General features: G+C 72.7%; 12 protein-coding genes and 1 pseudogene. 5 read left to right on the forward strand and 8 right to left on the reverse strand.

Going from position 1 to position 13590, the window contains the following annotated elements; translation table 11 throughout:
- Positions 1 to 17 precede the first annotated feature (17 nt).
- From KO717_RS29720 to KO717_RS37520, 7 genes and pseudogenes are all read right to left on the reverse strand, one after another.
- Positions 18 to 1259, reverse strand: a complete 1242-nt coding sequence (locus KO717_RS29720; protein WP_301372429.1) for a sensor histidine kinase — start codon at positions 1257 to 1259, stop codon at positions 18 to 20.
- On the reverse strand, positions 1256 to 2986 hold the full coding sequence (locus KO717_RS29725; protein ID WP_301372430.1) for a sodium/solute symporter: 1731 nt from the start codon (positions 2984 to 2986) through the stop codon (positions 1256 to 1258). Before KO717_RS29725 ends, KO717_RS29720 begins: the two co-directional genes overlap by 4 nt.
- Positions 2987 to 3100: 114 nt before the next feature.
- The gene (locus KO717_RS29730; protein ID WP_301372431.1) at positions 3101 to 3376 is read right to left on the reverse strand and encodes a hypothetical protein; all 276 of its coding nucleotides are present in this window, start codon (positions 3374 to 3376) and stop codon (positions 3101 to 3103) included.
- A 231-nt stretch (positions 3377 to 3607) separates the two neighbouring features.
- Positions 3608 to 4447 (reverse strand): LytR/AlgR family response regulator transcription factor, encoded by an 840-nt coding sequence (locus KO717_RS29735; protein WP_301372432.1) that lies wholly within the window; start codon positions 4445 to 4447, stop codon positions 3608 to 3610.
- 124 nt (positions 4448 to 4571) lie between these two features.
- On the reverse strand, positions 4572 to 5552 hold the full coding sequence (locus KO717_RS29740; protein WP_301374848.1) for an SCO0930 family lipoprotein: 981 nt from the start codon (positions 5550 to 5552) through the stop codon (positions 4572 to 4574).
- 118 nt (positions 5553 to 5670) lie between these two features.
- A complete protein-coding gene (locus KO717_RS29745) occupies positions 5671 to 6687 on the reverse strand; it encodes a GDSL-type esterase/lipase family protein (protein ID WP_301374849.1) in 1017 nt (338 codons plus the stop codon).
- Between the two features lie 83 nt (positions 6688 to 6770).
- A pseudogene (locus KO717_RS37520) lies at positions 6771 to 7010 on the reverse strand (SDR family oxidoreductase); the annotation flags it as partial.
- 361 nt (positions 7011 to 7371) lie between these two features.
- Here KO717_RS37520 and KO717_RS29755 point away from each other — a divergent pair.
- Together KO717_RS29755 and KO717_RS29760 are read left to right on the forward strand one after the other, a co-directional pair.
- Positions 7372 to 8862 (forward strand): amino acid permease, encoded by a 1491-nt coding sequence (locus KO717_RS29755; RefSeq protein WP_301372434.1) that lies wholly within the window; start codon positions 7372 to 7374, stop codon positions 8860 to 8862.
- 10 nt (positions 8863 to 8872) lie between these two features.
- Positions 8873 to 9328 carry an Lrp/AsnC family transcriptional regulator gene (locus KO717_RS29760; RefSeq protein ID WP_030027017.1) on the forward strand — a complete coding sequence of 152 codons (456 nt, stop codon included), beginning with the start codon at positions 8873 to 8875 and terminating at the stop codon, positions 9326 to 9328.
- Here the strand turns inward: KO717_RS29760 and KO717_RS29765 are convergent.
- A complete protein-coding gene (locus KO717_RS29765; RefSeq protein WP_301372436.1) occupies positions 9325 to 10035 on the reverse strand; it encodes a GNAT family N-acetyltransferase in 711 nt (236 codons plus the stop codon). The two genes, KO717_RS29760 and KO717_RS29765, sit on opposite strands and share 4 nt — an antisense overlap.
- 393 nt (positions 10036 to 10428) lie before the next feature.
- On the opposite strand from KO717_RS29765, the gene KO717_RS29770 reads away from it, so the two are divergent.
- From KO717_RS29770 to KO717_RS29780, 3 genes are all read left to right on the forward strand, one after another.
- Positions 10429 to 10827, forward strand: coding sequence for a hypothetical protein (locus tag KO717_RS29770; protein WP_301372437.1), 399 nt, complete (start codon positions 10429 to 10431; stop codon positions 10825 to 10827).
- Between the two features lie 201 nt (positions 10828 to 11028).
- Complete coding sequence (locus tag KO717_RS29775; RefSeq protein ID WP_301372439.1) at positions 11029 to 11829, forward strand: carbon-nitrogen hydrolase family protein; 801 nt, start codon at positions 11029 to 11031, stop codon at positions 11827 to 11829.
- A 53-nt stretch (positions 11830 to 11882) separates the two neighbouring features.
- The gene (locus tag KO717_RS29780; protein WP_301372440.1) at positions 11883 to 13580 is read left to right on the forward strand and encodes a flavin monoamine oxidase family protein; all 1698 of its coding nucleotides are present in this window, start codon (positions 11883 to 11885) and stop codon (positions 13578 to 13580) included.
- The last annotated feature ends 10 nt before the right edge of the window (positions 13581 to 13590 follow it).

Here is a 13590-nt window from a genome sequence, read left to right on the forward strand (position 1 = left end):
GCCACGCCGGCGGGCCCTCAGAGCCGCGGAGACTGATGTCCTGACGGTGAACTGTGCACGCCCACACGGTACTTGGGAATGCGCAGGGTGACCTTCATGCCGGCCCCGACCCCCGTCTCCATCACCGGACCGTACGCGTCCCCGTACACCTGACGGATCCGCTCGTCGACATTGGGCAACCCGATCCCGGAGGAACCTCCGTGTTCCCCGGCCAGGATGCGGCGCAGCAGCGCCGGATCCATCCCGACCCCGTTGTCCTCCACCGTGATCACCGCCTCCGCGCCCGCGTCCCGCGCCGTGATCGTGATCCGGCACTCCTCGGTGGAGTCCTCCAGCCCGTGCTTCACGGCGTTCTCCACCAGAGGCTGCAGGCACAGGAAGGGCAGCGCCACCGGCAGCACCTCCGGCGCCACCTGCAGGGTCACCTTCAGCCGGTCGCCGAACCGGGCACCGGCCAGCGCCAGATACTGCTGCACGGAGCGCAACTCGTCGGCCAGCGTGGTGAAATCACCGTGCCGCCGGAAGGAGTACCGGGTGAAGTCCGCGAACTCCAGCAGCAGCTCCCGGGCCCGCTCCGGATCCGTCCGGACGAACGAGGCGATCGCGGCCAGGGAGTTGAAGATGAAATGCGGGGAGATCTGCGCCCGCAGCGCCTTGATCTCCGCCTCCATCAGCCGGGTCCGCGACCGGTCCAGCTCGGACAGCTCCAGCTGCACGGACACCCACCGGGCGACCTCCGTCGCGGCCCGCACCAGCACCGCCGACTCGCGCGAGCCGTACGCCACCAGCGCGCCCAGCACGCCGTCCTCGCCGGTGAGCGGAGCCACCACCGCCCACTTCAGCGGACAGTCGGCCCGCTGGCACTCGGTCCGCACGCTCTGGCTGCGCCCCGATGCAAGCATCACCGCCACCCGGGCCATCGCCCGGCGCTGATGGTGGTCGGCGCCCGGACCGTCCCAGGCCAGCACCGACTCCCGGTCGGTGAGGCACAGCGCCTCCGTGCCCAGCAGCGACCGCAGCCGCCGGGCCGCCTTGCGGGCGGCGTCCTCCGTCAGCCCGGCGCGCAGCGGGGGAGCGGCCAGCGAAGCCGTGTGCAGGGTGTGGAAGGTGGCCCGCTCCACCGGGGTCCCCAGGTCCATCCCGGCCGCCCGCTCCCCCCGGAGGGCGTGCCGGCGGCCCGCCACCCAGCCCGCACCCAGCAGCAGCACCGCACCCGCCACCGCCGGCAACGCCAGGACCGCCGGTGCCACCCCGGTCACCGCAGACCTCCCGCCCGCTCCCCGGCCACGGCCTCCGGCAGGTGCAGCCGGGCCAGGGTCGCCGCCGTCCCCGCCGGGATCCGCGACCGGGTGGCCAGCGACACCGCCACCATCGTCAGGAACCCGAGCGGCACCGACCACGCCGCCGGCCACGCCAGCAGCGTGTGCGTCCAGCCCGGCGGCGCCAGATCGGCCCGGGTCGCCAGCACAGCGCCCAGCGCCGCCCCGCCGCCCGTGACCAGCCCGGCCACCGCACCCGGCGGGGTCAGCCCCCGCCACCAGATGCCCAGCACCAGCAGCGGACAGAACGAGGACGCCGACACGGCGAAGGCCAGGCCCACCGCGTCCGCCACCGGCACCTGCGTCGCCGCCACGCTCCCGGCCAGCGGCACCAGGATCGCCACGACCGCCGCCGAGCGGAAGCTGCGCACCCCCCGCGCCGGCAGCACGTCCTGGTGCAGCACCCCCGCCACCGCCATGGTCAGCCCCGACGCCGTCGACAGGAACGCCGCGAAGGCACCCCCGGCCAGCAGCGCGCCCAGCAGATCGCCGAGCACCCCGCCGACCATCCGCCCGGGCAGCACCAGCACCGCCGCGTCCGCGTCGCCGGTCAGGGCGAGCTCGGGGGTGTAGATCCGGCCCAGGGCCCCGTACACCGGCGGCAGCAGGTAGAAGACGCCGACCAGCGCGAGCACGACCAGCGTGGTGCGCCGCGCGGTCCGCCCGTCGGGGCTGGTGTAGAACCGCACCGCGACGTGCGGCAGGCCCATCGTGCCGAGGAAGGTCGCGAGGATCAGCCCGTACGTGGCGTACAGCCGGTACTCGCGCAGCCCGCCGGAGGTCGCCGCCGTCCAGGTGGACACACCGGGCCGAGCCTCGGCCCGGGTGTCCGGGACCGGCGTGTCCGCGGCGAACTCCAGCCGCGCGTGGGCCCGTACGGCATGCTCACCGGCGGCCAGGGTCAGCGGCACCGACACGTAACCGCGCCCGTCCACCTGCCCGGTCACCGTCACCGTCAGCGGACGCGCCACCGACAGCCGCACGTCCTCCGCGACCGTCACCGAGGTGTGCTCCCGGAAGACGGCCGGCGCGTCGAAGGTCGCCCGCGGCGCGCCGTCCCCGGCCCAGGCCGCGATCAGGAAGAAGGCCGGCACCAGCAGGGCCGTGAGCTTCAGCCAGTACTGGAAGGCCTGCACGAAGGTGACCGAACGCATCCCGCCGCACGCCACCGCCACCGTCACCACGAACGCCACGACCAGCCCGCCGACCCAGTGCGGGGCCCCGGTCAGGATCTCCAGCGTCAGCCCGGCCCCCTGCAACTGCGGCAGCAGGTACAGCCAGCCGACCCCGACCACGAACAGCACCGCGATCCGGCGCACCACCAGCGACTCCAGCCGCGCCTCCGCGAAGTCCGGCAGCGTGTACGCGCCCGAGCGGCGCAGCGGGGCCGCCACGAGCACGAGCAGCACCACGTACCCGGCGGTGTAGCCCACCGGGTACCAGAGCATCTCGGGCCCCTGGAGCAGTACCAGCCCGGCGACCCCGAGGAAGGACGCGGCGGACAGGTACTCGCCGCTGATGGCCGCCGCGTTCAGGCGGGGCCCCACCGTGCGCGAGGCGACGTAGAAGTCGGACGTGGTCCGCGACATCCGCAGGCCCAGCGCACCGACCAGGACCGTGACCAGGACGACGACGGCGACCGCGGTCAGCGCGTACGTCTGGTTCACCGGGCGTCCTTCGGCTGGAGGGGGGTGTCCGGAGTCTACGCACGCCCCCTGACCGGGCGACAGGCTCGATTCGGACCCACCGGAGCCATCGGATCCGCCCCGCCCGAGACTCCGTCAGCGGGCCGGGTCGCGGTGCTCCGCGCAGTCGCGCAGGGCGATCTCCAGCTCCACGTACGACTCCTCCGCGCGCCGGAACGCCAGCGTCAGGGCGGCCTCCGCGCGCGGCGGAACCTGCTCGCGGACCCCCTCGCGGGCCTCGTACAGGATGTCGGCCCAGCGGGCGGCGGCGCTGCGCAGCCGGGCCAGCAGGACCTCGGCCTCGGCGGGCCCGGCGGGCCGGGACCGGGGCAGCCCGCTCAGGGCGTCGACCAGCGCCTGGATCTCGGACATCTCGCTCCTCCCGCGCCGGAAGATCCACGATACGAGAGGGGCGACGGCACCGAGGGCCGATCGGGCGGCGGTGCGGCCGACGGCTCCGGCGGATCGCCGTACGCCCCTTGCGGCGCGACGAACGGCGCCAACGAGCGCCGGACGGTCGGGGGCGAGCGGCCCGGCGGCGGCCGGGGAACGGCCGGGCGAGGGCTGGGCGGCGGCCGGGCGACGGCCTGGGCGCGGCCGGTTTCAGCCGGTCGCGTGCCGCATCAGCAGATCCCGCAGCTCCCGTGCGTGCCTGCGGCTCACCTGGAGCTCCGCCGCCCCCACCCGGACACTGGTGGTCCCGGCCTCCAGCCGGAGCTCGTCGATCCGCGCAAGCGCCACCAGATGACGGCGGTGGATCCGTACGAACCCGCGCGCCGCCCAGCGTTCCTCCAGCGTGGACACCGGGATCCGGACCAGGTGGCTGCCCTCGTCGGTGTGCAGGCGGGCGTAGTCGCCCTGCGCCTCGACGTAGGAGATGTCCGCGATCGCCACGAAGCGGGTGACCCCGCCCAGTTCGACGGCGATCTGGTCCGGCGCGCGATCGGCGACGGTGACCTCGGCGACCGGGCGGCGCGGCGCCGGCACGGCCGGGACGCCCGCCACCGGGGCGTCGGCGGCCGCCACCGCGGCCGCGGGGCCCTCTTCGGACCGGCCCAGCTGCTCGCAGGCCCGCCGGACGGCCTCGGCCAGCCGCTCCGGGCGCACGGGCTTGAGCACGTAGTCCACGGCCTTCAGGTCGAAGGCCTGTACGGCGAAACCCTCGTGGGCCGTGACGAACACGATCAGCGGTGGCCGCGCGAACCCGGCCAGCAGCCGCGCGATGTCCAGCCCGGTCAGCCCGGCCATGTGGATGTCCAGGAACACCACGTCGATGCCGTCGGCCCCGTCCGGGCCGGACTCCAGAGCCCGGGTGACCCGGCGCAGGGCCTCGGTGGCGTCCGAGGCACCCTCCGCACTGCGCACCCGGGGGTCGGAGCGCAGCAGGTAGAGGAGTTCCTCCAGGAGCGGCTTCTCGTCGTCGACGGCCAGTACGCGCAGCATGCGGCCGAGTCTAGGGAGGACTCGGCCGCGGCGGAACGGGGAACGCGGGAAGGGCGCGGCCCCCGCCCAGGGGGGATGAGGGCGAGGGCCGCGCGAACGGGGTGGGGGGAGGGAGGGGCAGGTCCTACTGGACGGTGATGAGCTTGCCGTCGGGGGACACGGCGTACCAGGTGCCGCCCACGCCCTGGCCGTTGACGTCGCCGGGCTTCTTGTCACCGGTGAAGGTGTAGATGGGCCAGCAGTCGACGCTCTGCTGCTTCATGCCGTCCGGGCGGTTGAGCACCGAGTAGTTCTTCTCGGCGATCCCCTTGTCCTTGGCCTTCTCCAGCGGCGCGACGACCGGCCACTTGGTCAGGCAGTCGCCCACGCACTTGGAGGTCATCGGCCACTGGGTGTCCGGCTTGAACCGGTAGACGGTCATGCCCTTGCCATCGACGATGTGGTCGCCCAGCTTGGGGTCCTTGGCCACCGACAGCTTCCCGTCGGCCTCGGCGGCGCCGCCCGCGGCCGGCGGCGCCCCTTCGGTCGCCGCCCCCTTCGCGGCCTTCTTGCCGTCCGCCGCGAGCGCGAACCACACCCCGCCGACGCCCTGGCCGTTGACGTCGCCCGCCTTGGCGTCCTTGCTGTAGCGGTACGCGGGCCAGCCGGCGACCGTCAGCTGCTTGCTGCCGTCGGTGCGCACCACCTCGCCCAGCAGTGCCGGGTCCATGCCGGCGGCGGCGGTGGCATCGCCCGCGGCGACCACCGGCCAGGTCTTCTCGCAGTCGCCGTCGCAGTTCGACTTCGGCGGCTTGGCCGTGTCCTTGTCGAAGCGGTAGAGGGTCATCCCGGCGCTGTCGGTGAGGACCGAGCCGAGCTGGTCGTTGGGGGCGACCGCCAGCTGCCCGGCCGGCTTGGCGCCCGAGGCGCCCGCGGCGCCCGCAGCGCCGTCGGAGCCGTAGGCGCCGTCGGCGGCGGCCGGGGCCTTCCCGTTGTCCTGGGCGGCGGCGGCCCCGACCGGCTTGGTCGTGTCCGCGGCCTTGTCGTCCGTGGGGCCGCAGGCCGTCGCCGCGAGGACGACGACGATCGCGGCCGCGGCCAGGGTGGTTCCGCGCTTGATGCCCATCTTGATCTCTCCCACTTGTGGTGTCCTTCGTGTCCGCCACCGTGATGGCGTCAACTCTGCCCAGGACACGCCGCGGTGGGGGAGATCTGTTCACCTCGGCCGGTGTGGGCTGTTTCACTCACCCCGTGCCGAACCCGGCGCGCCGCAGAGCCGTGGCCACAGCGAGGCCGAGCACCTGGTGTCCGCTGTCGTTGGGGTGCAGCCCGTCCGCCAGGTGTTCGGGACCGAGCAGGTCACGGCCCGGGAGCACGGCGAGCCGGTCGTCCCCCGCGGCGATCCGGTCCCGGGCGGCGCGCTCCATCGCGTCACGCAGGGCGCCGAGGGTGGCGCCGAGCTTGTTCGGGGTGCGCTCGGCGTCGGGCCGCAGGACGGGGGAGACCAGCAGGATCGGGGTCCGCGGGTGCCCCTGGCGGACCAGTTCGAGGAACGCCCGCGTGGTCTCGTACAGCAGGGGAGCCGAAAAGGGCACCCGGGACCAGCAGTTGGTGCCGAAGGCGAGCGTCAGGACGTCGGCGGGCAGGCCCGCGAGCTGCTCGGCGGTGGTCAGCTCACCGCGCGCGGCGCCCGCGTAGCCGAGGTTGACGGTGTCCCAGCCGAGCGCCCGGCCGGTGACGGCGGGCCAGCCGTGCGCGGGGCGGGTGGACCACCAGCCCTCGGTGATGGAGTCGCCGTGCACCACCCAGCGCGGGGCGGGCGGTGCCGGGCTGAGCGGCCCGCCGATCCCGCGCAGGCCGAGGATCAGCGGGGACTGGGTCTCGGGCGGGTGGATGGTGAAGGGGCCGGTGCCGCCGCCCAGGCCGATCCGTACGACGGCCTCCGCGGCCGGGTCGGTGAACACCTCGTTCACCACCCCGTGCCGGTCCCACAGCGCGAAGCCGTGCGCGAGGTCGCGCAGCGCGTCGGTGGGGCCGGGCACGGTCGCCCGGTAGCGGACCTCCACCGCCCGCGCGGTCTCGGTGGTGAACTCCAGCCGGACGCCGATGGGCAGGGTGGAGCGCTCGCCGGTGTCCCAGGGCAGCCGCATGGTGTCGGCCGGATCGGCGCGGACGGGCCGCCCCCGGTCCAGCCAGGCGACCCCGCGCAGGAAGGGCAGCGCGTCCTGCCAGGGCTCCGGCTCGTCGGGGTGGCGCTGCAGCCCGGACGGCCACGCCGGGGCCGACGGCCCGATCGGCAGGCCTGGTCCTGCCGGCCCGGCCGGTCCACCTGGTCCCGCTGGTATCACTGGTCGCCTCCGATCGTCGGATACGGGAAATTCAGGCCGACCCACCGCCTGCCACGAGCGCCTGCCCCGGCCCGGCGGGGCGTTCTCCGTGGTGCTTCGCCACCCCCGGTGCCCGGCGGGGCGGCGGCCCGCGGGGTCCGCACCACCCCCGGTGCCACCGCGTTCACCCGTACCCCGCCCGGGCCCGGTTCCACCGCCGCGGAGCGGACCAATGCCGTCAGGTCGGCCAGGGCGGCCCCGTACGTGTCCCGTACGTGCTTCCGGGCGGGTTCATGGCGGCACGCTGCGGCAGATCTGACGAAGTGTCAAGAAAAGGGGTCCGCGGCGATCTGCGCAGCGATCGATCATCCCTACGCAACAAACGACTGTCAGTGACGGATCCGCGCAACGATCGTGCGTCAATGTGCAAGGATGGTCCATTACGGGCGGTATCACTCAGCTCGTAGGCTCACTCGCTGTACGTGGAGTGGCGCGGATCGCCTGCTCGGCGGTCCCCCATGAGCAGACCCTTCTTTCGACGGGCCCTGCCCTGCTCCGGATCGTCGCGGTCGACGCCTCCCCTGACCTCCCCGATCCGCAGTGACAAGGAGTCCCCTCGTGCTCGACCACGGCCAGGCGCCACCGCTCGCTTCCGAGGCCCGCAGGCCCGCCAACCCGCTGCTCCGCCGCAAGCCGGTGGAGCAGTTGGTCTCCGAGGGCGGCCAGGGTGAGGGCGGCGCGCTCAAGCGGTCGCTCACCATGTGGCAGCTGACCATGATCAGCATCGGCGCGACCCTGGGCACCGGCATCTTCGTCGTCCTGGGCGAGGCCACCCCGATCGCCGGCCCGGCCGTCTTCATCGCCTTCATCGTCGCGGGCCTGACCGCGCTCTTCTCGGCGCTCTCCTACGCCGAGCTCGCGGGCTCGATCCCCGTCTCGGGCTCCTCGTACTCCTACGCCTACGCCACCATGGGTGAGCTCATAGCCTGGGTCTGCGGCTGGTGCCTCGTCCTGGAGTACGGCGTCTCCGTCGCGGCCGTCGCCGTCGGCTGGGGCCAGTACCTCAACGAGCTGCTCGACGGCACCCTCGGCTTCACCATCCCCGAGGGCTTCTCCGCCCCGCTGGGCGAGGGCGGCTACATCAACATGCCCGCCCTGGTCGTGGTCCTGCTCTGCATGGTCTTCCTGCTCCGCGGCGCCAAGGAGAGCGCCCGGATCAACTCGATCATGGTCGGCGTCAAGATCGTGACGCTGGTGCTCTTCTGCGTCATCGGTTTCATGGGCATCAAGGCCGGCAACTACACCCCGCTGGCCCCGCTCGGCGTCACCGCGATCAGCACCGCCGCCTCCATGCTGTTCTTCTCGTACATCGGCTTCGACGCCGCCTCCACCGCCGGTGAGGAAGCAAAGAACCCGAAGAAGGACCTGCCGCGCGCGATCATGCTGTCGCTCGCCATCGTCACCGCGATCTACTGCCTCGTCGCCCTGGTCGCCGTCGGCGCCATGCCGTGGCAGGAGTTCGAGGGCAGCGAGGCCGCCCTGGCCCAGATCATGGAGAACGTCACCGGACACTCCTTCTGGAGCGTCATCCTCGCCGCGGGCGCCGTCGTCGCCATCGCCAGCGTCGTCTTCGCCGTCCTCTACGGTCAGACCCGCATCCTCTTCGCCATGTCCCGCGACGGCCTGATGCCCAAGGCCTTCGCCAAGGTCGACCCGAAGACCGGCACCCCCCGCGTCAACACGATCATCGTCTGCCTCTTCTGCGGACTGCTCGCCGCCTTCATCCCCCTGGGTGAACTGGCGAACGCCACCAGCATCGGCACGCTCTTCGCCTTCGGCCTGGTCAACGTGGCCGTCGTCATCCTGCGCAAGACCCGCCCGGAGATGAACCGCACCTTCAAGGTCGCGCTCTTCCCCGTCACCCCGATCCTGGGCTTCCTCCTCTGCGCCTACCTGATGGTGGAGCTGCCCGGAATCACCTGGCTGTACTTCGGTGGCTGGATGGCCGTCGGGCTCGTGATCTACTTCTTCTACGGCATGCGCCGTTCCAGCCTGGCCACTGTGGCCGCCCCGGCCGCCCCGGCCGCGGAGGCCGCTGAACAGAAGTGATTCACCCCCCGTGCGACTGAACGATCTCGACGAACGCATCGTGCACGCCCTCGCCGAGGACGCCCGCCGCTCCTACGCGGACATCGGCTCCGAGGTCGGGCTCTCCGCGCCCGCCGTCAAGCGGCGCGTGGACCGGCTGCGCGCCGAAGGCGCCATCACCGGCTTCACCGTCCGCGTGGACCCGGCCGCCATGGGCTGGGAGACCGAGGGCTTCATCGAGATCTACTGTCGGCACAACACCTCGCCGGACGACATCCGGCGAGGACTGGAGAGATACCCCGAGGTGGTGTCCGCGTCGACCGTCACCGGCGACGCGGACGCCCTCGTCCAGATCTTCGCCTCCGACATGCGCCACTTCGAGCGCGTCCTGGAACGCATCGCGGGCGAGCCGTTCGTGGAACGCACCAAGTCGGTCCTCGTCCTCTCCCCGCTCCTGCGCCGCTTCACCTCGGGCGCCCCCGCCTAGGCCTCCGGAGTACGCAGCCCCAGGAACAGGGGGCTGCGGCGCAGGGTGAAGCCCATCGACTCGTAGAGCCGCACGGCCCCGGTGTTCGCCGCCGCCGCGTGCAGGAACGGGCGCTCCCCGCGCTCACGGACCTCCGCCGCGACCGCGCGTATCAGCCGGGCCGCCAGGCCCCGGCCCCGGTGGTCCGGGTGGGTGCACACCGCGCTGATCTCCGACCAGCCCTCCGGCCGCATCCGCTCGCCGGCCATCGCGACCAGCCGGCCCTCGTGACGGATCCCGAGGTACGTGCCCAGCTCGACCGTCCGGTCCAGGAACGGGCCCGGCTTGGTCAGCCCCACCAGCTCCAGCATCTCCGGTACGTCCCCGAGCCCCAGCGCCACCGCCTCCGGCGCCGCCCCGGCCTGTACCCCCTGCCCGTCCAGCTGCACACCCGGCACCGTCACCAGCGTCTGCCACCCCGGCGGCGGGGTCAGCAGCCCGGTCACCCAGACCTCCTCCCCGGGCCCGGCCAGCGCGGCCAGATCCGCCCACGCCCGCGGGTCCTGCGGATCGGCGAGCGCCGAGAACGGGGACGTGTCCAGCGTGTAGCGGGCCGCCAGACCCGCCGGCGCGAACTCGGCGAATCCGCGGTGCGGCCCGGTCAGCGCGGCCCAGACCGGATTGTCGAGTACTTCACTGCCGCACAGCGTGCCGCTCTCGGGGGACATGGGTGCGGGACTCCTTCCATGGGTGACGGCGTCCGGGTCGTGACCGCCTTCTTGACGGCCCCGGGCGCCGCCACGAGACTGCGGGGGACGGCCATGACGGACAGCGCCCGCCACCGGAAGCCTAACCAGCACCGGACGGGGGCGGCCGAGAACAGGACGGGGGTGGCGGCGGTGGACACGGTCCGGACAGCGGATACGCACACGGACACCGACACGCGATCCCGGACCCTCCGGCGCTGGTGGCTCACCCGGCGCCTGCACATCGACCTCCTGCGGGTGTGCAGCGCTTTCGGCCCGCGCGGCTGACCCCTCTCAGAGACGAGTGACCCGGACCGGGCGCGCGCACCGCGCCGCCCGGCGCCCAGCCGTGTTGTCCTCCACCCCAGGAGAGTCATGTCGCACACCGTCCTGCCCCGCACCCCGCTGCCCCGCACCGGCCCGGCGCCCGCCCCGCGCGGCCGCATCGGAGCCGGTTTCTCCCCCGTCCCGCACCGCTACCACCTCTACCTCCGCGCCGGCTGTCTCCCTTCGCAGCAGGTCACCGCCGCCCTCGCCGCGCTGGGCCTGACCCACTCGATCACCGCCACCGTCCTCGGCACGGACCCCCGGGCGGCCGAGCACACCGCACTGCGCCTGGCCTACGAGGCCACCGGCCACCACTTCGACGGAGCCCTGACCGTCCCGGCCCTCGTCGACACCTGGAGCGGCCGCGTCGTCTCCGGCCACACCCCCGACATCCTCGACGACCTGCGCTTCCTGGCCGCCCACCCGGCCTTCCGCACCGACTCCTAGCAGCGGGGGCGCAGCAGGGGCCGTACGAGATCCACCAGGGGGCCTGGAGGTGGCTTGGGGCGCCCGCGCAACGAATCGCCGCGTCGGTCGGGGAACACGCAACGAATCGATGCGCGGAGCGCAACGCTCACGGCTTGTCCGGATCGAACGCGCGAACGTACCGTTTTATGACCCCCTCCCCGCCTGTCACAGAGGTAGCCCATGCCCCCGCTGCGCACCGCCCTCCTCCAGAGCTCCGGCGTTCTCGGCGACACCGCCGAGAACCTCAAGGCGCTCGACGAGGCAGCGGCGCGCGCCGCACAGAGCGGGGCCGGGCTCCTCGTGACCTCGGAGATGTTCCTGACCGGCTACGCGCTGGACCTCCAGGACATCCCCGGCCTCGCCGAAGCGGCCGACGGCGCCAGTGCCCAGGCCATCGGCGAGATCGCCCGCCGCCACGGGATCGCCGTCCTGTACGGCTACCCGGAGGGCGCGGACGGCGTCGTCTACAACGCCGCCCAGCTCATCGGCCCCGACGGCACGGCGCTGGCGAACTACCGCAAGACCCACCTCTTCGGCTGCTTCGAACAGGACGCCTTCACCCCCGGCGACACCCCCGTCGTCCAGGCGGACCTGAACGGCCTCCGCATCGGCATCATGATCTGCTACGACGTGGAGTTCCCCGAGAACGTCCGGGCGCACGCGCTCGCCGGCACCGACCTCCTCCTGGTGCCGACCGCGCAGATGCACCCGTTCCAGTTCGTCGCCGAACAGCTCGTCCCCGTAAGGGCCTTCGAGAACCAGATGTACATCGCGTACGTCAACCGCACCGGCCCGGAAGGCGAGTTCGAGTTCGTCGGACTCAGCTGCCTGGCGAGCCCCGACGGGGTCACCCGGACCCGGGCCGGCCGCGGCGAGGAGCTGGTGTTCGGCGAGGCCGACCCCGAGCTGCTGTCGGCCTCGCGCGAGAACAACCCGTACCTGCGCGACCGCCGACCCGGGCTCTACGCCTCCCTCGTCTGAGTCCCTTTTTCTTCCCCCAGCCCTGCCGCCCTGCCGCAAGGAGACGTACCCCCATGACGTCCACGGTGCCCACCACCGCCGTCCCGCACAGCGACGGACAGCCGCCGATCACCATGTTCGGTCCGGACTTCCCGTACGCGTACGACGACTTCCTCGCCCACCCGGCGGGCCTCGGCCAGATACCGGCGACCGAACTCGGCACCGAGGTCGCCGTCATCGGCGGCGGGCTGTCCGGCATCATCTCCGCGTACGAGCTGATGAAGATGGGCCTCAAGCCCGTCGTCTACGAGGCCGACCAGATCGGCGGCCGCCTGCGCACCGTCGGCTTCGAGGGCGCCGAGACCGAGGGCCTCACCGCGGAGATGGGCGCCATGCGCTTCCCGCCGTCCTCCACGGCCCTGCAGCACTACATCGACCTCGTCGGCCTGGTCACGGAGCCCTTCCCGAACCCGCTCGCCGAGTCCACCCCCTCCACGGTCGTCGACCTCAAGGGCGAGACGCACTACGCCGAGACGATCGCGGACCTCCCGCAGATCTACCGCGACGTGTCCGCCGCCTGGAACGCCTGCCTCGACGAGGGCGCCGACTTCTCCGACATGAACACCGCGATGCGCGAGCGGGACGTCCCGCGCATCCGCGAGATCTGGGCCAAGCTCGTCGAGAAGCTCGACGACGAGACCTTCTACGGCTTCCTCTGCAAGTCGGAGGCCTTCAAGTCCTTCCGCAAGCGCGAGATCTTCGGCCAGGTCGGCTTCGGCACGGGCGGCTGGGACACCGACTTCCCGAACTCCATCCTGGAGATCCTGCGCGTCGTCTACACCGAGGCCGACGACCACCACCGCGGCATCGTGGGCGGCTCGCAGCAGCTGCCGCTGCGCCTGTGGGAGCGCGAGCCGGAGAAGATCGTGCACTGGGCCCAGGGCACCTCGCTGTCCTCCCTGCACGGCGGCACCCCGCGCCCGGCGGTCACCCGCCTGCACCGCACGGCCGGCAACCGCATCACGGTCACCGACTCCTCCGGCGACATCCGCACGTACCGCGCCGCGATCTTCACGGCCCAGTCCTGGATGCTCCTGTCGAAGATCGAGTGCGACGACACGCTGTTCCCGATCGACCACTGGACGGCGATCGAGCGCACCCACTACATGGAGTCGTCCAAGCTGTTCGTCCCCGTCGACCGGCCGTTCTGGCTGGACAAGGACGAGGAGACCGGCCGCGACGTCATGTCGATGACGCTGACCGACCGGATGACCCGCGGCACGTACCTGCTGGACAACGGCCCGGACAAGCCCGCCGTCATCTGCCTCTCGTACACCTGGTGCGACGACAGCCTCAAGTGGCTGCCGCTGTCCGCGAACGAGCGGATGGAGGTCATGCTGAAGTCCCTCGGCGAGATCTACCCCAAGGTCGACATCCGCCGTCACATCATCGGCAACCCGGTCACCGTCTCCTGGGAGGACGAGCCCTACTTCATGGGCGCGTTCAAGGCCAACCTCCCGGGCCACTACCGCTACCAGCGCCGCCTGTTCACCCACTTCATGCAGGACCGCCTCCCCGAGGACAAGCGCGGCATCTTCCTCGCGGGCGACGACATCTCCTGGACGGCCGGCTGGGCCGAGGGCGCGGTCCAGACCGCCCTCAACGCCGTCTGGGGCGTCATGCACCACCTGGGCGGCTCCACGGACTCCACCAACCCGGGCCCGGGCGACGTCTACGACGACATCGCCCCGGTCGAACTCCCCGAGGACTGATCCTCCGGGT

The sequence above is a fragment of the Streptomyces xanthophaeus genome (assembly GCF_030440515.1).
GTDB lineage: Bacteria > Actinomycetota > Actinomycetes > Streptomycetales > Streptomycetaceae > Streptomyces > Streptomyces kutzneri.

What these genes read in the sequence shown, in the direction of transcription:
- KO717_RS29770 (WP_301372437.1), top strand. Translation starts at nt 10,429, where the DNA reads ATGTCGCACACCGTCCTGCCCCGCACCCCGCTGCCCCGCACCGGCCCG.
- KO717_RS29765 (WP_301372436.1), bottom strand. Translation starts at nt 10,035, where the DNA reads ATGTCCCCCGAGAGCGGCACGCTGTGCGGCAGTGAAGTACTCGACAAT.
- KO717_RS29740 (WP_301374848.1), bottom strand. Translation starts at nt 5,552, where the DNA reads ATGGGCATCAAGCGCGGAACCACCCTGGCCGCGGCCGCGATCGTCGTC.
- KO717_RS29730 (WP_301372431.1), bottom strand. Translation starts at nt 3,376, where the DNA reads ATGTCCGAGATCCAGGCGCTGGTCGACGCCCTGAGCGGGCTGCCCCGG.
- KO717_RS29780 (WP_301372440.1), top strand. Translation starts at nt 11,883, where the DNA reads ATGACGTCCACGGTGCCCACCACCGCCGTCCCGCACAGCGACGGACAG.
- KO717_RS29775 (WP_301372439.1), top strand. Translation starts at nt 11,029, where the DNA reads ATGCCCCCGCTGCGCACCGCCCTCCTCCAGAGCTCCGGCGTTCTCGGC.
- KO717_RS29735 (WP_301372432.1), bottom strand. Translation starts at nt 4,447, where the DNA reads ATGCTGCGCGTACTGGCCGTCGACGACGAGAAGCCGCTCCTGGAGGAA.